Origin of the sequence: Arthrobacter sp. FW306-06-A (assembly GCF_021870055.1) — a bacterium.
Taxonomy (GTDB): domain Bacteria; phylum Actinomycetota; class Actinomycetes; order Actinomycetales; family Micrococcaceae; genus Arthrobacter.
In genome coordinates this window covers 26,879-43,935 of record NZ_CP084553.1, presented here as the reverse complement: position 1 = coordinate 43,935, position 17,057 = coordinate 26,879, and the positions used below count along the sequence as shown (strand labels likewise).

At 66.6% G+C, this 17,057-nt stretch carries 17 protein-coding genes, 1 pseudogene and 1 riboswitch; of the genes and pseudogenes, 9 read left to right on the top strand and 9 right to left on the bottom strand.

Annotated features, from left to right (window positions below):
• Genes LFT49_RS21365 through LFT49_RS21350 form a run of 4 tightly spaced genes read left to right on the top strand, consistent with a single transcriptional unit; the run spans window position 1 to window position 2,823 of the window.
• Window positions 1-939 (top strand): FAD:protein FMN transferase, encoded by a 939-nt coding sequence (locus LFT49_RS21365; RefSeq protein WP_236803066.1) that lies wholly within the window; start codon window positions 1-3, stop codon window positions 937-939.
• Window positions 936-1,511: a ferric reductase-like transmembrane domain-containing protein gene (locus tag LFT49_RS21360; RefSeq protein ID WP_236803065.1), complete on the top strand. Its 576-nt coding sequence runs from the start codon at window positions 936-938 to the stop codon at window positions 1,509-1,511. The genes LFT49_RS21365 and LFT49_RS21360 overlap by 4 nt, the downstream gene beginning before the upstream one ends.
• Window positions 1,502-2,593, top strand: a complete 1,092-nt coding sequence (locus LFT49_RS21355; protein ID WP_236803064.1) for an NADH-ubiquinone oxidoreductase-F iron-sulfur binding region domain-containing protein — start codon at window positions 1,502-1,504, stop codon at window positions 2,591-2,593. Before LFT49_RS21360 ends, LFT49_RS21355 begins: the two co-directional genes overlap by 10 nt.
• Window positions 2,590-2,823 (top strand): ferredoxin, encoded by a 234-nt coding sequence (locus LFT49_RS21350; protein ID WP_236803063.1) that lies wholly within the window; start codon window positions 2,590-2,592, stop codon window positions 2,821-2,823. Before LFT49_RS21355 ends, LFT49_RS21350 begins: the two co-directional genes overlap by 4 nt.
• Before the next feature lie 172 nt (window positions 2,824-2,995).
• On the opposite strand, the gene LFT49_RS21345 is transcribed toward LFT49_RS21350, so the two are convergent.
• Window positions 2,996-3,622, bottom strand: a complete 627-nt coding sequence (locus LFT49_RS21345; protein ID WP_236803062.1) for a DedA family protein — start codon at window positions 3,620-3,622, stop codon at window positions 2,996-2,998.
• Window positions 3,623-3,865: 243 nt separating this feature from the next.
• On the opposite strand from LFT49_RS21345, the gene LFT49_RS21340 reads away from it, so the two are divergent.
• From LFT49_RS21340 to LFT49_RS21325, 4 genes are all read left to right on the top strand, one after another.
• Window positions 3,866-4,414, top strand: coding sequence for a hypothetical protein (locus LFT49_RS21340; RefSeq protein ID WP_236803061.1), 549 nt, complete (start codon window positions 3,866-3,868; stop codon window positions 4,412-4,414).
• Between the two features lie 278 nt (window positions 4,415-4,692).
• A complete protein-coding gene (locus LFT49_RS21335) occupies window positions 4,693-4,914 on the top strand; it encodes a hypothetical protein (protein ID WP_236803060.1) in 222 nt (73 codons plus the stop codon).
• Between the two features lie 910 nt (window positions 4,915-5,824).
• Window positions 5,825-7,441, top strand: coding sequence for a multicopper oxidase family protein (locus tag LFT49_RS21330; RefSeq protein ID WP_236803059.1), 1,617 nt, complete (start codon window positions 5,825-5,827; stop codon window positions 7,439-7,441).
• Window positions 7,442-7,589: 148 nt separating this feature from the next.
• Window positions 7,590-8,267, top strand: a complete 678-nt coding sequence (locus tag LFT49_RS21325) for a DUF1345 domain-containing protein (RefSeq protein ID WP_236803058.1) — start codon at window positions 7,590-7,592, stop codon at window positions 8,265-8,267.
• A 156-nt stretch (window positions 8,268-8,423) separates the two neighbouring features.
• On the opposite strand, the gene LFT49_RS21320 is transcribed toward LFT49_RS21325, so the two are convergent.
• The 3 genes from LFT49_RS21320 to LFT49_RS21310 form a co-directional block, all read right to left on the bottom strand.
• A complete protein-coding gene (locus tag LFT49_RS21320; RefSeq protein ID WP_236803057.1) occupies window positions 8,424-9,134 on the bottom strand; it encodes a VIT1/CCC1 transporter family protein in 711 nt (236 codons plus the stop codon).
• A gap of 612 nt (window positions 9,135-9,746) precedes the next feature.
• On the bottom strand, window positions 9,747-10,175 hold the full coding sequence (locus LFT49_RS21315; protein ID WP_236803056.1) for a hypothetical protein: 429 nt from the start codon (window positions 10,173-10,175) through the stop codon (window positions 9,747-9,749).
• Window positions 10,176-10,177: 2 nt separating this feature from the next.
• A complete protein-coding gene (locus tag LFT49_RS21310) occupies window positions 10,178-10,324 on the bottom strand; it encodes a hypothetical protein (protein ID WP_237430600.1) in 147 nt (48 codons plus the stop codon).
• A gap of 521 nt (window positions 10,325-10,845) precedes the next feature.
• On the opposite strand from LFT49_RS21310, the pseudogene LFT49_RS21305 reads away from it, so the two are divergent.
• Window positions 10,846-11,010: pseudogene (locus tag LFT49_RS21305) on the top strand (IS256 family transposase); the annotation flags it as partial.
• Window positions 11,011-11,301: 291 nt separating this feature from the next.
• On the opposite strand, the gene LFT49_RS21300 reads toward LFT49_RS21305, so the two are convergent.
• The 5 genes from LFT49_RS21300 to LFT49_RS21280 form a co-directional block, all read right to left on the bottom strand.
• The gene (locus tag LFT49_RS21300; RefSeq protein WP_236803055.1) at window positions 11,302-11,697 is read right to left on the bottom strand and encodes an ArsR/SmtB family transcription factor; all 396 of its coding nucleotides are present in this window, start codon (window positions 11,695-11,697) and stop codon (window positions 11,302-11,304) included.
• On the bottom strand, window positions 11,681-12,934 hold the full coding sequence (locus tag LFT49_RS21295; protein WP_236803054.1) for an MFS transporter: 1,254 nt from the start codon (window positions 12,932-12,934) through the stop codon (window positions 11,681-11,683). The genes LFT49_RS21300 and LFT49_RS21295 overlap by 17 nt, the downstream gene beginning before the upstream one ends.
• Window positions 12,935-13,004: 70 nt before the next feature.
• Window positions 13,005-13,331, bottom strand: a complete 327-nt coding sequence (locus tag LFT49_RS21290; protein WP_236803053.1) for a hypothetical protein — start codon at window positions 13,329-13,331, stop codon at window positions 13,005-13,007.
• Between the two features lie 26 nt (window positions 13,332-13,357).
• Complete coding sequence (locus LFT49_RS21285) at window positions 13,358-14,653, bottom strand: magnesium transporter MgtE N-terminal domain-containing protein (protein ID WP_236803052.1); 1,296 nt, start codon at window positions 14,651-14,653, stop codon at window positions 13,358-13,360.
• A gap of 86 nt (window positions 14,654-14,739) precedes the next feature.
• Entirely contained in the window at window positions 14,740-16,479 is a 1,740-nt protein-coding gene (locus LFT49_RS21280) for an Nramp family divalent metal transporter (RefSeq protein ID WP_236803051.1), read from the bottom strand.
• Window positions 16,480-16,740: 261 nt separating this feature from the next.
• A riboswitch (M-box (ykoK) riboswitch) is annotated at window positions 16,741-16,911 on the bottom strand.
• Window positions 16,912-17,057: the final 146 nt, after the last annotated feature.

The window sequence follows — 17,057 nt, the reverse complement described above, 5'->3', positions numbered from 1 at the left end:
TTGGCAGCTGTCCCGGCCGCCCGGTTCGATGCGATCGGCACCACCGTTAGCGTGCACGCGACCGACCCGGGCGCCCTGGATCAGGCTGTGCGCACGGCCAGGGAATGGCTGGCGTCTCTGGACCTTGCTGCCTCGCGGTTCCGGGCAGATTCAGAACTTACGACCATTAACGCCCGGTCGGCCCGGGGTCCGGTGGCGGTGGCAGTCAGTGCCTTGCTCGGGGATGTTTTGGAGGCTTCCTTCCGCACGGCGGCCCTGACCGGCGGCCTGGTGGACCCGACAGTCGGCGCGGCCCTGCTGCGGGCCGGTTACGATGACGATATGGTACTGGTCAGAGACAGGGCGGGCTGGACGGTGCCCGGTGATCCGGAACCGGCGCCGGGGTGGCTGCAGATCAGCTACACACCCGACGTCCGGTTGCTGGTCATGCCGGCCGGCACGGTGCTGGACTTTGGCTCCAGCGCCAAAGCCTACGCCGCTGACCGGATCGCGGCCCTGCTGGGTGAGACCCTGCCGGGCGGTTTCCTGGTCGACCTGGGCGGAGACATCGCCGTTGCCGGCACCCCTCCAGAGACAGGCTGGCAGGTAGGGATCGAGCACGACCGCGGCCGCACCGATCAGGTCATCACCATCAGGGACCAGGCCATAGCAACGTCTTCAACGAGGCACCGGGCGTGGTCCAGCGGGTCCGGGACCGCCCACCACATCATCGACCCGCGCACCGGCGCCCCGGCACAGCGCATCTGGGCCGAAGTGACCTGCCTGGGTGCGACCGCTCTGGAAGCCAATGCCGCCTCGACCGCCGCCATCGTCCTGGGTGCTCAGGCACCGTCCTGGCTGGGGGCCCGTGGCATCGATGCCAGCCTGCACGCCACGGACGGTTCGACCGTGAGGACCGGGAACTGGCCTGCCCCCCACGAACCTGCCGGGGCACTGTGAGTCCGGCGGTCAGCGAGGTTTTCTGGTTCGTTTCCCGGGCGAGCGGGGTCACGGCTTCGGTGCTGCTGACGGTGACGTTCATTCTCGGTGTTGTGACTTCCGGGCGGCGCCGGCCGGCAGGGATCGGGACCACTGTCGTGACAGGGCTCCACCGCAACCTGGCCCTGGGGATGATGGTTTTTGTGGTAGTCCATATTGTTACTGCCGTGCTGGAAGGCTACGTCGACATCGGCTGGGTGTCGGTAGTGGTGCCGTTCACTTCCGGCTACGAACGGGCCTGGATCGGGCTGGGCGCTGTCGCGTTCGATCTGCTGGTGGCCGTGACGTTGACCTCGATGCTGCGTCACCGTATTCCCGAGCGGTGGTGGGGCCGGGTCCACGCGCTGAGCTACGTGCTGTGGCCGGCAGCGATAGTCCATGGCATCACGATGGGCACCGGGAGCGCCTGGATCCTCCGGGCCGTGGGGGTGGCCTGCCTGGCCGCAGGCGCCGCCGCGATCGCCTACCGGCTCACCGGCCGGCAACCCGATGAGACCCGCCGCAACGAAATCGGACAACAGCCATGGCGCTGAACCTGCTGCCGGCCCTGCACGAGGCCGGCCTGACGGGCCGGAGCGGTTCGGCGTTCAGCACTGCCGTGAAACTCGGTGCGGCGCTTCAGAATCGGGCCGAGCTGATAGTTAACGCCTGCGACGGGGAAATCGGTGCCGCGAAGGACGCCTACGTCATCCGGCACCACCTCGCCGAGGTCCGGGACGGGGCAGCATTGACGGGCCTGAAGCGGGTAACGTATGCCGCCCACGCCGGATCAGAAACCGAAGGACGCCTGCGGGCAGCGGGCGTGGCGGTGTTGCCGGTACCTGCCCGGTATGTCGCCTCCGAGGCCAGCGCCCTCGTTTCCCTGCATCACGGCGGCCTTGCCCGCCCGATGACCAAACGCGCCCGCCTGGTCCAGGGCGGCCGCACCCCGGAGGGGAAGAAAACCCGGCCGGTACTGGTCCTGAACGCCGAAACACTTCTGCGGGTCGCCCAGATCGAGGCCTTCGGGCCGGCCTGGTTCCGGTCTTTCGGCACACCGGAGGACCCCGGCCCGCGGCTGGTCGCTCTCAACGGCGCCGTCCAGGCGCCAGGTGTCTACGAAACCGAAACCGGACCATCCCTAAGCCAAATACTCTCCCTGGCCGGTGGACCGCTGCCCGGCGCCCGGGCCCTGAACATCGGCGGACTCGGCGGCACCTGGATTGCAGCGTCCCGGATACCGGCCCTGCACTACACCACCGCGTCGATGGCCACCGCGGGCGCCGCTCCCGGGCCCGGGGTGATGCACCTGCTGGGCCCCTCACATTGCCCGGTCGCCACGGTCGCGGACATGCTCAACTACGCCGCCGGGGAATCAGCCGGCCAATGCGGGCCCTGCATGTTCGGGCTCCCCGCGGCAGCGGCCGGGTTCGCTGAACTCGCCGCCGGTACCGGAGGTCCCGGAGCGCACGCCGCGCTGCGGCAACGACTGGGACTGCTTACCGGCCGCGGGGCCTGCCACTTCCCCGACGGTGTTGCAGCGTTCACCGCCTCCGCACTGGAGGTCTTCAGCACCCACCTCCAAGCGCACGCGGCAGGCTATTGCCCCGGACAGGAAGAAAGAGATCAGTCGTGAGCTTTTCTGCCCGCCCGCCCCGGACCGATTCGGCCGTCCCGGTCCTGGCCGTCGACCGGACCGCCTGCACCGGGCACGGAGTCTGCGCCACCTTGCTGCCTGAACACATCACCCTCGACGAATGGGGCTACCCCATCCTGGACGGACCCATCCCCAAAACGACCGACGCTGAGCTGACCGTCCGGTACTGCCCGGCCCGGGCACTCTACTGGCGAAACCAAAACGACTGAGTCGGAGCCCGCTGACCCTTGCCCGCACGAGGACTTCCACTGCCCGCCCGGTGGTCCTCTGGCAGGTGCTGGAGGGGTAGGACCCAGGACACCGCATCTGCCCCCCGACCCGACGGTGTTTGTCCCGGGCACGCTTCCGCATTCTCTGACCGACGGTGCGCTCAGACGGGCGTCAACTGCCCGCTTCCGGGGCCGCTTTCGCGGCGCGGCGCCTGCGCAGGTGCCAGAACAGTAACGCTGCAAGGACAACAGCGACGGTGAGGAGGGCGGCTCCGTGTCCGGCTGTCCGGGCGATGCTCTGATATGAGTTCCCTGCCAGGAACCCCAGCAGGGCACAGCCGGTACCCCACACCAGAGCGCCCGCGGCGTTGAAGGCCAAAAACCGCAGGTAGGGCATATGCGCCATGCCGGCCAGGGCAGGCATGACAGCGCGGAAGAATGCTGTGAAGCGTCCCACGAAGACAGCCGCGCCGCCCCGGCGGCGCAACAGGTCCTGGGCTTTAGCCACCTGCTGCCCTTTCCTCGCAACAAGGCGCAGGCGCATGATCCGCGGCCCGAAGAACCGTCCTACCTCGTACCCCACCGTGTCGCCGGTGATCGCCGCCGTCACGACCAGAACGATCACCACCCACAAGGGAAGCCGTCCGTGGCTGGCCAGGACGCCGCCCAGAATGGCCGCCGTCTCACCCGGGATCACAAATCCGAGGAAAAACGCGTCTTCAGCGAATACCAGGGCAAAGACCAGCAGCGCGGCCAGCACCGGGCTGATATTCAGGATACTGTCCACAATCTGGCCCACAACACTGCCTTTCCTCCTGGCGCCCACCCCCCACGCACCTGCGGTTCCGGCGATCTTTCCGCGCCGACCTCAGGGGTATCCCGGCCCGAGGCCCCGATCCGAGGTGTCCCAGGGGAGCCGGCAGGCTCTGCAGCGGCCTACGCACCTGCGCTGTCCATGCCCACCGAGGCGGTCTGGACCGGTGCACGGCCGCGTGGGTACAGTGTGCGGTAGAGGATCCGGCCCAGGCACGGGAGTGACCAGATGCAGCACGTCAGCAAACGCGCGAACACCCTCGCCCTGGCGGTGCTCCTCGGTCTGGCCCTTCCCGGGACGGCAGGGTGCTCCTTTACCAACCCCCAGGAGACCACCCGGATCACGCCGGCCACCAACGGCATCAACACCGTGATCGGCCCGGTGAAGCTGGGCAACCTGTTGATTCTCGCCCTGGACGCCAACGGACCGGGCAGGGTCATCGGCACGGTGAGGAACACCACCGACCACGACATCGTCCTCACCCTGGCCCTGGCATCAGGAGAGACAACGACCATACCGGTCCCGGCCCAAGACCGCAGACAGCTCACCCTCGACACGGCCCCGGTCACGTTCGCCCGCACCGGCGCGGCCCCCGGCGCGACGCTCCAGCTCAAAATCAGCGCAGACACGACGACACAGACCATCCCGGTACCCGTCCTCGACGCGACCTTCACCGAATACGCACCCTACTTCCCGATCCGGCCGGAGCCGCCCCACACCCCCGGCACCACGCCGCCGGCCACTTCCCCAACCCCGGCGCCCACTCCTACTCCCTAACGACAAGTACCACTGCAGGCCTCAGCATGCCGTCTCATTCACGCGCCGGCGGGGCCCGGCTGGCTGACCTCCGCAGGACCCGGGTGAGCACCCGAGGGACGCAGGACCGTTTCCGGGTCCGGCGCTGCCCCCGCCAGGTTCCCTGCCGGTTCACTGCGGACTCTCAGCAACCATTCAGCGCAGCTCCGGATAATAGATGGCAGGCGTCGTTGAGACGCCCGCCCCGGACGGGCCCCCCATCCGGACGGGGCACCGACTTAGTAGGACGGATACCGGCAATGTCTGCGACCCGAACCCCCCGCTCAGCTGTCCTGTTCAGCACTCTGGCCGGAATCGCTTTGGTTGCCGGGACCGCGGTCGCCGGGATTGGGCCCGCGGTCGCAGCCCCTGCGCCGGGGCCGGCATCGTCCACCGCGTCCGCCCCCGCGCCGGCCGTGCACCAGGTGCCGGCAGGCGCGGACGGCCAGCAGCATGACGCAGGGGAAGCCAGCGGCGACTGACCGTCCCCGGGTGTTGGGTAGAATACCGTGCAGGGAACGACCCCGTGAGGGGCGGTGAAAGGGGACCGGTGAGGACAGCGCGAAAGCACCCCTCATTCCCGGCCCTTAACCCGGTTTCCCCGCCCGTCGTTGCTTTCCTGGTTCTCGCAGGCCTGGTACTCGGGATTCTGGGCATGCACGCCCCTGGAACCGGCCACGGCAGCCCACCCCCGCACAGCCCACCCCCGCACAGCACAGCACCGCACAGCGGCATCTCACAGGTGTCCGGCGGCCATTTCACTGCCGCGGGGGCGCGTCCGGCGGGCCGGGCGGCAACCGCCGGGCCGGCCGTGGCCGCAGTTCCGTTACCCGGCGGGAACCAATCTTCCGGTTGCCCGGCGCCGTGCACGATGACAGTACATGAATGGTCATGTGGCCCGCAAGCCAGCGCTGCAGTCCCTCAGCCTGTACTGCCCGCCCTCGCTCCGGATGCCGGCAGGGCGGCCCTTGTGGGCGCTCCTGCTCTTCCCTGTCTGAAGCCGGCAGCCCGCGGACGGGCCGCACCGTCCCTGACAGAACTCTCTATCAGCCGCACGTAAACCGGTCCCGGTCCGCCCCCACAGCCCCCGCGTACGCCGCTAGCGACTGCCTTCATCGTTGCAGGGCCCTGGCCGTGTTCGTCCCGGCTGCCTCCGCACCCCTGGGACAGAGACGACCAAAAGCTGCCCGGTCCATCCCGGGTGCGTGCGGCTCCGCCCGGCCTTCTCCTGGCCTCCGCCGGGCGCTGCTGCGGGCGTGCCCCGGGCCCGGGCCGGCGGTGCCTGTTTGCCGGTTGGCCGCAGCGGCTCCTCCCGCCCCTGGAGTACTTAGAGTTACCCCCTTTTTTGAGATTTCTCCGCGTTGCGCGGATACAGACCAAGGACACGCAAAAATGAAAAACGCCTACCCTCTTCCCTCCCGCCGTACTGTGCTCGGTACCGGGATCGCGGCCGCTGCCATGGCGGCCCTCGCTGCCTGCACGTCCAACCCGACCGCCGGGCCTTCCGCGGTGACCAGGATCATGCCGGGGGACCCGATGATCGCGGACTTCGAAGCGCGCCGCGCCTTCACGGGCAAGACCATCACAACCCGGCTCAGCGCCGGTGAAGCCGACGTCGTTATCGCCGGACAACCTGTCCGGACCTGGGGCTATGGGGGCACCCTGAACGGGCCGGTGATCCGGGCCACCGCAGGGGATAAACTCACGGTGCCGCTGATGAACCAGCTCAGCCAGGGGACCTCCGTGCACTGGCACGGGCTGGCCCTGCGCAACGACCAGGACGGGGTCCCGGGGCTGACACAACAGGCCATCGCCCCCGGCGCCGCGTACGACTACAACTTCGTTCTTCCCCACCCGGGAACGTACTGGTACCACTCGCACGTGGAAATGCAGCGCGAACGCGGGCTCTACGGGGCCCTCATTATCGCCGATCCCAAGGAAACCCTGGCCTATGACCAGGAATGGGTGATCATCCTTGATGACTGGATGGACGGGGTCACCGGCACCCCCGACGATGTCCTGAAGGAACTCTCCATGGGCATGGGGTCCATGAACACCCCGGCACCGGCCCATTCAATGCCCGGCATGGACATGGGCGGCGGGTCAGCGTCCTCGATGCCCGGCATGGACATGGGCGGGTCAGGGTCCACGATGCCGCCGATGCCGGGCATGAAATACATGTTGATGGGGGCGCGCAGCGACTTCCTCGGCGGTGACGCGGGCGACGTTTCCTACCCGTACCATCTTTTCAACGGCAAGGCCGCGGCCGGGCCTGAAACGTTTCCCAGCAAACCGGGCAGCCGGGTCCGGTTGCGGATCATCAACGCGGCCGCTGACACCGCTTACCGTGTCGGTGTGCCCGGGCAGAAAATTACGTTGACGCACACGGACGGGTTCCCGGCCGCGCACCGGGACGTTGACGCCGTTGTCCTGGGCATGGGGGAACGGATCGACGCGATCCTGAACGTGCAGGAGGGTTTCACCCCTGTTCTGGCGCTGCCCGAAGGTAAACCCGGGATGGCCTACGGCCTGATCAGCACGGGCACGGGTACACCGCCGCCGGCAACCGCCTTCCCTTCAACTTTGGGTGGCACGGTCGTTGACGGCGGCATGCTCAAGGCAGACGCCTCCGTCCTCCTCCCGGCGAAACCGGCGGACCGGGTCCATGAAGTGCACCTGACCGGCGGCATGGCAAAGTACGACTGGGGCATCAACAACCGCCGCTTCGACATGAACAATCCCTACGAGGGGGCGTTCGATCTCAAGGTCAATGAACGGGTCCGGGTGGACTTCATCAATGACACCACCATGTGGCACCCCATGCACTTGCACGGCCACACGTTCCAGCTCGCCGGTGGCGGGGCGCGCAAAGACACCGTCATCGTGCGCCCGAAACAAACAGTGAGCGTCGAATTCGATGCCGATAACCCCGGTCAATGGCTTACCCACTGCCACAACGCCTACCACGCCGAGCGCGGCATGATGGGGGTCTTCTCCTACATCAAATAGTCGACCCGGTGGCCCGCGTACCCCGCGTCTCTGCCTTCAGGGCCCGGGGTGCGCGCAGGCCCGGCGCAGCGCAAAATGCGGCCCGCACCCGGCCGCTATCGGGATCTGCCAGAGGCAGTGCCGGGTGCCGACCTGCGACGATGGTCCTATGAACACTGCCGGTAACACAGTCGTCGGGGCCCGTGAAGGGTTCGCCTCCGTTTTCCACCGTTCCTGGCTCCGGGTCACGGCCATGACGGTCACCGGTGCCGCGGCCGCGTTCCTCGTCGCGGTTAGCGGGCCGCCGGACTACGCGCCCGCGGCCGGTTGGGCTGCGGCGTCCGCGACGTACCTGGTCTGGGTGTGGGTTGTTATCGGGCGTCTGGACCCGGCAGGTACGGCCGCCCATGCCAAACGGGAAGACCCAGGGCGCGGCATTTCAGACGTACTGGTCCTGGCCGCGACCATGGGAAGCTTCACCGGAGTCGCGCTGATCCTGCTCGATGCCGCCACCTTGCAAGGCGGCAGCAAAGCCTCGGTAATCGCCCTGGCACTCGGAAGTGTGGCCCTGTCCTGGTTCCTCGTGCACACCCTCTTCACGCTCCGCTACGCCTCCATCTACTACCGGGACAAGAACGGGATCGATTTCAACGAAGAAAGCGCGCCCCACTACCGGGACTTCGCCTACCTGGCATTCACCGTCGGGATGACCTTCCAGGTCTCCGACACCAACCTGAAAACCGATGCGATCCGCTCCACGGTCCTGCGCCAGGCACTGCTGTCCTACCTCCTCGGGGCCATCGTCCTGGCCACCACCATCAACCTCGTCTCCGGCCTCATCCACTAAAAGGCCCTGGCTCTGCCAGTGTTCAGGAACCCTGCCTGTGAGGCGCCGGCCCGGACGGGGCAGAGAGTTCCCGTGCGCCTGTGGGAAAGGAAAGTAGAATTTTCCGCCGGCGGCGGCCGGGTGGAGCAGATGGATGGCTGTGCTGAGGGCGGCCGGTTAAAGCACGGTCGCACCGAAGAGCAACCCGATGCCGTAAGTGATCATCAGACCCACCGCTCCGCCGATCAGTACCCGGGTCGCGGCTCTGCGGATGGACCCTCCGCCTATCCTTGCCCCCAAGGCACCGGTGAGGGCCAGGGCCGCGAGCACGATCACGTAGGTGATCCAGACCCGCACCGACACCGGGGAGAGCAGGATCGCGGCTACCGGAAGCGCACCGCCCAGCAGGAACGCCGCCGCCGATGAACCTGCCGCGTGCCAGGGGTTGGTCAGCTCTTCCTCGTCGACGCCGAGCTCCATCCGCAGGTGTGCCTTCAGCGGATCCGCTGCTGTCAGCTCCCGGGCGACCATGGCCGCGGTGGCGCTGCTGAGGCCCTGCTCCTCGTAGAGCCCGGCCAGTTCCTGCAGCTCCCCTTCAGGGTCCTCGGCCAGCTCACGCCGCTCTTTGACAATAAGGTCCCGTTCGCTGTCCCGCTGGCTGCTCACCGACACGTACTCACCCAGCGCCATGGAAACGGCACCCGCGGTCAACCCCGCCATCGCCGCGATGAAGACCGGCTGCACAAGGGTCGTCGCACCGGCAACACCGATCACCAGACCGGCCATCGACAAAATCCCGTCGTTGGCCCCCAGCACGGCAGCCCGCAGGGCGTTCAAGCGCCCGGACATCCCGGAGGCATGCGGTTCCGGAAAGGCATGAACAGGCATGGGATTTCTCACTTTCAACGTCATTCCAAGGAGAGCGCAGCACGGATGCACCACTCGCCCTGCGGCCGGAGCGCGGGCCGGTGCCAGGACATCACACTAGCAGCGACGGACTCAACGGCCTACCCCCAAGTTCTCATCAACGTCTGGCCGCCGCCCTGCTCAGACCTGGATCATCCGATTGGTGCATTCCGGCCTGCCCTGAACGAGGATTCGGGCGCGCTCGAACGCGGCGTGAAACCCCTACACACCGTTCCGAACGCCCCAGCCGCCCCAGAGCTGCGGTCGAGGAGCGCAACGACGCGGCAGAGGCCCCCGGGCGCGTCGGTGCCCACCGGTAAGAAACCCAACGTCATCGACCGCATTTAATCGGTCCGCACCGTTCGGGCGCGGCCGCTTGGTGTGGCTGCCATCGGAGCGGTGCGCGAGTGCAGGCCGAGTTCTTCGAACCGGAACCAACCTGCCATATTCACCAGGCGACCCGCAGGCCGGCCTCGACGACGTCCCGCGCGGGGGACGTCGAGGAAGAACGTTCCGCCGGCGCCGCGGGGCCACATGACCGCCCGGGGTACCGACCCAGGGCTGTTGCTTTCGGCGTTGCCAGAGGCGGTGCCACTATTCAGGCAGTTGTATCTGGAAGCCGCAGCTGCAGCGCAATATGCGGGTGGTAAGGCAGACGTCGTTGGCGTTCTGCGGGTCGCGGTCCGTGTAGACGGCGTTGAGGCAGCCGGCCTCTGAATCGAGCGTATGCATCGGCCGGCCGCAGTGGACGTACTCTCCGTCGAATATCAGGACGTCATCCTCGCCCGGGGCCCGGCTGAGGACTGCCCCTACGGCGGCAACGTCGGCTCGTCGCAGGTAGTGGAGATCGCACGCGGTGCAGACATACCCTGCTTCCACGAAATCGTCCGAGGGCGGATCGAGGGCTTTAATCGACTGCAGCCTCAGCTCCGTGTCAGAACCGCAATGGCCGCACAGGAGCAAAGTACTGCCGGGGCGATCAGTGTGCGGGCGGATACTGGCGGCGCCGGGATCGAAGGACATTTTTACGCTCCCGCCGCGTAGCTGGACAGGCTGCAATCCGCCCCGTCGACACAACCCAGGCGCATTGCCGCGCTGAATGCGGTATCTGGCAGGCCGGTCCAGGCGGTGATGGCCCGGCCACCGCCCTGGTTGACATGCGAGGCGGCCATGCTCGGCTCCCTTTTAGCTGCGTGCATTCCAGCCCGCCATCCTGCTATAGCGGGATCTCCCGCCAGCTATGCACCAAGCCGAAAGGAGGATAGATACGTGATGCCTGCCACCAAAAACCTACGCCGTGGCTCCTGGCGTGTCCAGCCACCGTCGGCGGCGGCAGGACAGTCCGGGCAGAAAGAACCTGCCCACGATTCCCTTGTCATCTTGTCTGGGCTGGACTGGTAGCGGAGTATTTGAAGTGGCGGTGTTTCACCTTGCTGGAGAGGGTCCATTCAGCCTTCATCGGGGTTCCGTCCGGGGGCTGACTCGCGGCCTCAAGAAATTCGGGAGTCAGCCCCACTTGCCGGTGCCGCACCGGGTGCCTCGGCGCATAGCCTGTCGCGGTATTGCTACGGACAGTGGTTTCAGCCCTGCGAGGAGAATCACGAGGCAAGGCCCCTGAGCTCGCCGCCGGGATCCTGAGCCTGTCCTGAAAAACGGGCAACACCATTGGCACTTAGGACAGTCATCGTGCAGCGGCCACTTCCCGACCGAGCAGTCCGCGTTGAAGTGCGTCTACCTGGCTATCATGAGCCTGGACCCCACCGGCAAGGGCCGGAAACGCTGGAGCAACCGCTGGAAGGCCACTCTCAACGCCTCCGAGATCACCTTTGACGGCCGCCTGTCCGCCGGCAGGAGCTAGAGAAGACAACCCCAGTTACACCGAATAATTGACAGACCCCTAGCCCCCGGTGACACGCTCAGGAGTACTGGGCCCTAAGGTTTTGTCGAGCGTGGTAGCGGCCTGTATTTGCCGGCGTGGATGGGCTTGGGGCCCGGCCAGGTGTAGCCACGGAGTAAGAGCCCGGTATGGCAGGGATGCACGACTGCCCATGAAAGGACGTACGGATCATGATGGGTGGTCAGGTTCGGCATGGACTGGGATGGGCTATAGGCCTGCTGTTAACGTTTGGTAGGCGGGCAGGAGGAGGCCTCAGTCGTGGGCCGGTTCTCCAGTCATTAGGTGGTCGGCGTGGTTGATGGTTTCGCGGATGAGCCGGACCAGGTGCCCGTCGTGGAGGGAATAGATGACGTGCCGGCCGTCCTTGCGGGTGTCCACGAGGCCGGTGAGCCGGAGTTTGGCCAGGTGCTGGCTGACCACGGTTCGTGGTGCCCCGGACGCGTCGGTGAGTTCGGTGACGGTTTTCGGGCCGCCAGTGAGTTGCCAGAGCAGGTGCAGCCGGGTGGGTTCGGCGAGCATCCGCAGCGTCCCGGCAGCTGTTTCGAGCAGCTCCGGGCCCGGGGTGACCGGGTGGGCCAGGGACGGCTCTCCAGGGATGGTGCTCAGGGCACCGCTAGGGCTCAACGCGCTGCTAGGCCGGCTGCTCAACGGTTTGCTCCTCATTAGCCGGTTCCGCGGCGGTGTGCCGTGGCCAGGACAGGAAGGCACCTGCACTGCCTACCATCGCAATAATCATCAGGGCAAGAGCAGCCCAGCCCAACCCGGCCACGGCTCCGATCCAGCCGGCCAGCGGGTAGGTCAGGATGTAGCAGGCGTGGGAAAGGGAGAACTGCGCGGTGAAGACGTAGGGCCGGTTTTCCTCGGTGGAGGCATCGCGCAGCAGCCGGGAGGAGGGGGTGAGGATCGTGGAGTTCGCCGCACCGAGCAGGAACCACAGCCCCAACAGCAGCCACCACCCCGGACCACCGGACCCCAGGAAGGTCAGGAGTGCGGCGCCGGCCAGCACGGCAGGGATCAAGGCGGCGCCGGTGAGCATCACGGCACGGTCCCCGAACCGGTCCAGGACCCGGGGCGCTGACAAGGCGACGATCATAGACCCGACGCCGAAGCAGGCCAGAGCCAGGGCCAGGTCCGTGTCGGGACGCCGCAGAACGTCGCGGACGTAGACCACGGTGTTAACGAGCACCAGCGCCGTCGGGGCTGCGACCACGAGGTTCAGTGCCAGTAGGGAACGCAGGCGCCGGTTGCGCCAGAAAATCCGTGCTCCCAGAGTGGTCCGGTGCCACAGGGACGCCTGCGGCCCGGCCGGGACGGAAAGCCGCGGCAGGACCGTGAGCGTAACCATGAAGGCCGAGAACAGGAAACCGGCAACTGTGCCGATGAACAGGTTATTGTAGCTGATTAGCGTCAGCAGCAAGGCCGCAAGGGCCGGGCTGACCAGGGCCTCCATATCATAGGCCAGCCTGGAGAGGGACAACGCGCGCGTATAGTCCCGCTCGTCCTTCAAAATGGTGGGGATCAGGGACTGGAAGGCCGGGGTGAAGGTCGCAGAGGCGGACTGCAGCAGGAAGATCACCACGTAGATCTGCCAGGTCTCTGTAATGAACGGCAGAGACAGTGCCATCGCCGCCCGGATCAGGTCCGCCCCGATCAGCACCGGCTTTTTCGGCAGCCGCGCCCCGAGGGCGTTGATCACCGGGGCTAGACCCACGTAGGCGAGCATCTTGATCGTCAGGGCCGTGCCCAGCACCGCGCCGGCGTTCCGGCCGGCCAGGTCGTATGCCAGCAGCCCGAGGGCCACCGTGAGCAGTCCGGTGCCGATCAGGGCCACGATCTGGGCAGCAAACAGCCGCCGGTAGGTCATATTCCGCAGAACCGCTAACATCAGGCCGAACCCCTTAAGTGCATACGTGCGCGTCTATGCACTAACCATAGCGGATTTTCGCCGCTCGCGATTATCCGCATTCAGAGCCGGAGTTCCCACCCGTCATCCTCGCGGCCGGGATGTGGATGCGGCGCGCCGGTGTTCGGGGCGTCGCATCCGACGGGGCCGAGGTGCTGCTGACGGCGCGGATAGGCATATCGTCAATGTTCGGCAGCGCGCCGGCCAACCTGGCTTTGGCCTGGGCAACGACCTGTTCCGCCTCGGCCAGCGAGGTGCTGACAACCATGACGGTTGCCGCCGCCGGGGAACCTGAAGGTGCGCAGACCGGGGCGCTGGTCAGGGTCCGGCTGGGCAGCCTGGCCCGGGGCAGGGTCCGTCGGTGCCACGGGGATGTCATTCGTGGCGCTTCGCCTGATGGTCCGGTCAGTCGTCGCTTCCGGGGCGGCTGTTCCTGGTCGTGTTTCGGTTGGGTTCCCGATGGGCCCAATCCGGCGGGATGGCCGCTTCAAGGGCGTCATCGACGGTAATGACACCCAGGATGCGGCCGTCTTCATCCAGGACGGGAAGGGTCAGCAGGTTGTAGTCGGCCATGGTGGTGGTGACGTCGATGATGTCATCGCCCGCGGTCGCACTGACCGGTTCGGGATCGGCGGTGTCCCCGAGCAGGGCCGCCGGGTCGGATTGCAGTGCCTGGACCAGACCGATCACACCGGCGAGGGTTCCGTCCGGGTGCAGGCTGTAGATGGTGGTGAGTGCTTCGGGTTGCTCCGTGGTGGCGGTGCGGATGCTCTCGAGAGCATCCGCGATCGTAGAGGTAGCCGGCAACGCCGTGTAGTCGGTGCCCATGAGGCCCCCGGCGGTGGCGTCATGGTAGCCAAGGAGGGCCATGACCTTGGTGTGCTGGGCGGCGGGGAGGAGAGTGAGGATCCCGGTACGGCGCTCCTGCGGGAGATCCATGACGGCGTCGGCGGCATCGTCGGCGCGCATGTGCGAGAGCACGTCCGCGACTTCGGCGTCGGTGCGGTCTCTGAGGATCCTGGACTGGCGGTCCTCATCGAGTTCTTCGAAGACGTCTGCCTCCAGTTCGGGGTCGGAGTGGACCCGGGCCAGGAGTTCGTCTTGTTCTTTGTCTGAGGAGTCTTCGATCAGGTCCGCGATCTGGGCCGGTTTCAGCTGGGCGAACCGGGCCGAGAGGGAGCGGGTCTTGCTGGATGCCTCGTGGCCGATCAGGGGCAGGAACCGGTTCCAGTCCCGGAAGGGGTGGGTGTCGTGCCGCCGGCTGATGGTGAACCAGCGGGGTTTGTGTACGTCCAGGCCCGTCGCGGTCCATCCCGTTGCCGTGCCGTTCAGTTCGATGTCGAACGCCTTGACCATGACGGTGTGGTCGGTGTCGATCAGCCGGTGGCCCAGAACGTCTTCTTTGAGCAGTACCTCGCCCTCGCGGCGGGTGAAAGGGCGCAGGTCCAGTGTGGCTGTGCGCAGCCGGACGCTATCTGCGTCCATGTCGGAGATTTTCTCCAGCGGCGCAAAGACGCGGTTGGACCCGACTGCGACGACCAGGCCGGTCAGACGCGGGTAGTTTCCTTCGTCGAGGCGGACGATGGCGTCGGCGAGGGTCCCGACCTGGTGGCCTTTGGTGTCCAGTACGGGGCGGTGCAGCAGGGTCGAAAGCCGGATGGCCGGTGTTGCGGTGGTGCCGGTGGTGCCGGTGGTGCTCATCTTTGTGAGTGCCTTTCGAGGATACGGGAGGGGATAGCTGTCCTACGTGGAATCTACGCTGTGCCCGGTTCAGCCGCCAAGGGGGTTCAGCCGCCCATGGCAAGCTGGACTACCCGGACGATCACCAGGATCATGGCGATCAACAGGTAGGTCCGCAGCACGGTCAGCCCGGTACGGCCGGCGGTGGAGAGTTTCGGGGCCGTCAACAGCGCCAGGGGCGGCATGCGCCAGTCCTGCTTCCCGGTCCGGTCGATCGGCGCGGCACCCGGGCCGGGTCGGAATCTGGCATAGAGGAGGTATCCGGCACCGCCCAGAATGCTCAGGGCTGCCCCGCCGGCGAGGATGCCGATAATCACCGCGCTGCTCATGTCGGGGAAGAGCACCCCTGCGGTCAGGACGATGGAGAGAATTACCAGGACGGCGATGATGAGCGCGGTGAAGACGTTCGTGGCCCTGCCGTTCACCCAGGGGCCCAGGACCTGTTTGTCGTTGCACAGCAACAGTAGGAACACGGTGGCCGAGGGCAGCAGGACACCGGCGAGGACCTGGACACCGACGGTCAGCAGCCCCAGCGGGGCCCCCGGGATCAGGACAATGACCGCTGAGATGATCAGAACTCCGGCGAACACGGCATAGAAGCCCTTCGCGTCGGAGAATTTCCGGTGCAGGGAATGCTTCAGGCCCAGCACGTCCCCCAGTGCGTAGGAGGTGGACAGCCCGACGGCCGCCGCGCCGATGATTGAGGCGTCAATCAGGGCCACCGCGAACAGCACCCCGGCGGCCTTCCCGACGTACTTTTCCAGCCCGACGGCGACACCTCCGGCGTCCGTGAAGTTCCCGAATTCAGGGTGCCCGGCGAACGTGGCCGCGGTGAACCCCATGATGGCACCCGCGCCGATGATCACGATCACGATCCCGAGCCACAGGTCGACCTTCTCGTACTTCATATACCGGGGAGTGATGCGCTTATCGATGAGGTAGGACTGCTGGAAGAACAACTGCCACGGGGCAATGGTCGTACCGACGATGCCGATGATCAGCAGCGTGACCGTGGACAGGTCCGAACCCGCTGGGAGCCCGGGGATGAAGAAATCATGGGTCACCTGCCCCAGGTCCGGATGCACCATGACGATGATGGGCACCAGCAGCAGCGACCCCGCGACCAGGGTCATGCAGACCCGTTCGAACCGTTTGAACGACCCGGTTGAGGCTGCGCCGATGATCACCACTGCGGCCACGAGCACGCCCGCGACCTTGGGGATGCCCAGATAATCCAGGCCCAGGCTGATTCCAATAAACTCTGTAACGATGGTCAGGGCGTTGAGGATGAACAGATCGATCACGCTGAACGCGCCCCAGAACTTTCCGAACCGTTCCAGAATTAGCCGGGCATGCCCGACACCGGAAACCACCCCGAGGCGCAGGACCATCTCCTGGTTCACATACAGCACCGGAACCAGCAGCAGCAGCGTCCACAGCAGCGACGTGCCGTAGTTCTGCCCGGCCTCGGTATATGTCCCGAACGCGCCGGCATCGTTATCCCCGACCATCACGATCAGACCCGGCCCGATGATGGCCAGCAGGGTCTTGAACCTGGTCTTCCAGCCGCTTCCCGGCGACTCCTCACCGAGCCGGATCGTGCCGAAAGCACCCTTAATGTCGCCGATGTGTGCGCTGTCCAGGACCGCCGCCGGGGCAGGCCCGGAGGACGCTTCCGGCCCGGACCCGGAAGCCGTTGCTGGTGATGGTGACGGTGACGGAGCAGCGTGGGGTGCGGGCCCGGAATTGGTGGTCGGTTCGGGGCCGGTATGGGTGTTGGCGGGCATGGGCATGTCCTCCCGGAACATGAGACCTTTTGGATGCAGAACGCGGACATCACAGAAATCGGCGCAGCAGGAAGAGGTCCCGGAAATTGGCTAAGCGGTCAGGATGCCGGCCCGAGCAGAGCCGCGGCCGGCGGGGAAGAATTTGTGTTCAGGACCGCGCGAAGGCGGTACCGGTAGACGGACTATGACCATCGTTCACGGGTGACCACCTCCATTCCGGATCCGGCGGCGCCGCGGAGGAGGCCGGAGCTGGGACCCGGCAGTGCCCCTCCTCGTAAGACCTTTGGCACTTCACGGCGTGAACCCGGCGTTCCGGGAGCCAATCGGGGCAACCCCTTAGACCGGGGGAACCTGTCCTGACCCGGGGCGTCTCTCGACGTTGGGGGTCGCTGGCATGTATCCGCGAAGGAGCCTCAGCTAACGAACGGCACCTTGCAACCACTAATATATACCAACGTCAGACCCCGCATATCCACGAAACGCGCACCCGCAAACACCGCACACTGGCGGCCGAACAGCACGGACTGTTCCCCCGTCAGGCCGTGCCCGGGACGGAACCGGGGGATTTCTTTCCCGTG

Coding starts and splice junctions, on each gene's coding strand:
- LFT49_RS21290 (WP_236803053.1), bottom strand. CDS start 13,331: ATGACATCCCCGTGGCACCGACGGACCCTGCCCCGGGCCAGGCTGCCC.
- LFT49_RS21295 (WP_236803054.1), bottom strand. CDS start 12,934: ATGTTAGCGGTTCTGCGGAATATGACCTACCGGCGGCTGTTTGCTGCC.
- LFT49_RS21325 (WP_236803058.1), top strand. CDS start 7,590: ATGAACACTGCCGGTAACACAGTCGTCGGGGCCCGTGAAGGGTTCGCC.
- LFT49_RS21330 (WP_236803059.1), top strand. CDS start 5,825: ATGAAAAACGCCTACCCTCTTCCCTCCCGCCGTACTGTGCTCGGTACC.
- LFT49_RS21310 (WP_237430600.1), bottom strand. CDS start 10,324: ATGGCCGCCTCGCATGTCAACCAGGGCGGTGGCCGGGCCATCACCGCC.
- LFT49_RS21285 (WP_236803052.1), bottom strand. CDS start 14,653: ATGAGCACCACCGGCACCACCGGCACCACCGCAACACCGGCCATCCGG.
- LFT49_RS21355 (WP_236803064.1), top strand. CDS start 1,502: ATGGCGCTGAACCTGCTGCCGGCCCTGCACGAGGCCGGCCTGACGGGC.
- LFT49_RS21320 (WP_236803057.1), bottom strand. CDS start 9,134: ATGCCTGTTCATGCCTTTCCGGAACCGCATGCCTCCGGGATGTCCGGG.
- LFT49_RS21340 (WP_236803061.1), top strand. CDS start 3,866: ATGCAGCACGTCAGCAAACGCGCGAACACCCTCGCCCTGGCGGTGCTC.
- LFT49_RS21280 (WP_236803051.1), bottom strand. CDS start 16,479: ATGCCCGCCAACACCCATACCGGCCCCGAACCGACCACCAATTCCGGG.
- LFT49_RS21315 (WP_236803056.1), bottom strand. CDS start 10,175: ATGTCCTTCGATCCCGGCGCCGCCAGTATCCGCCCGCACACTGATCGC.
- LFT49_RS21335 (WP_236803060.1), top strand. CDS start 4,693: ATGTCTGCGACCCGAACCCCCCGCTCAGCTGTCCTGTTCAGCACTCTG.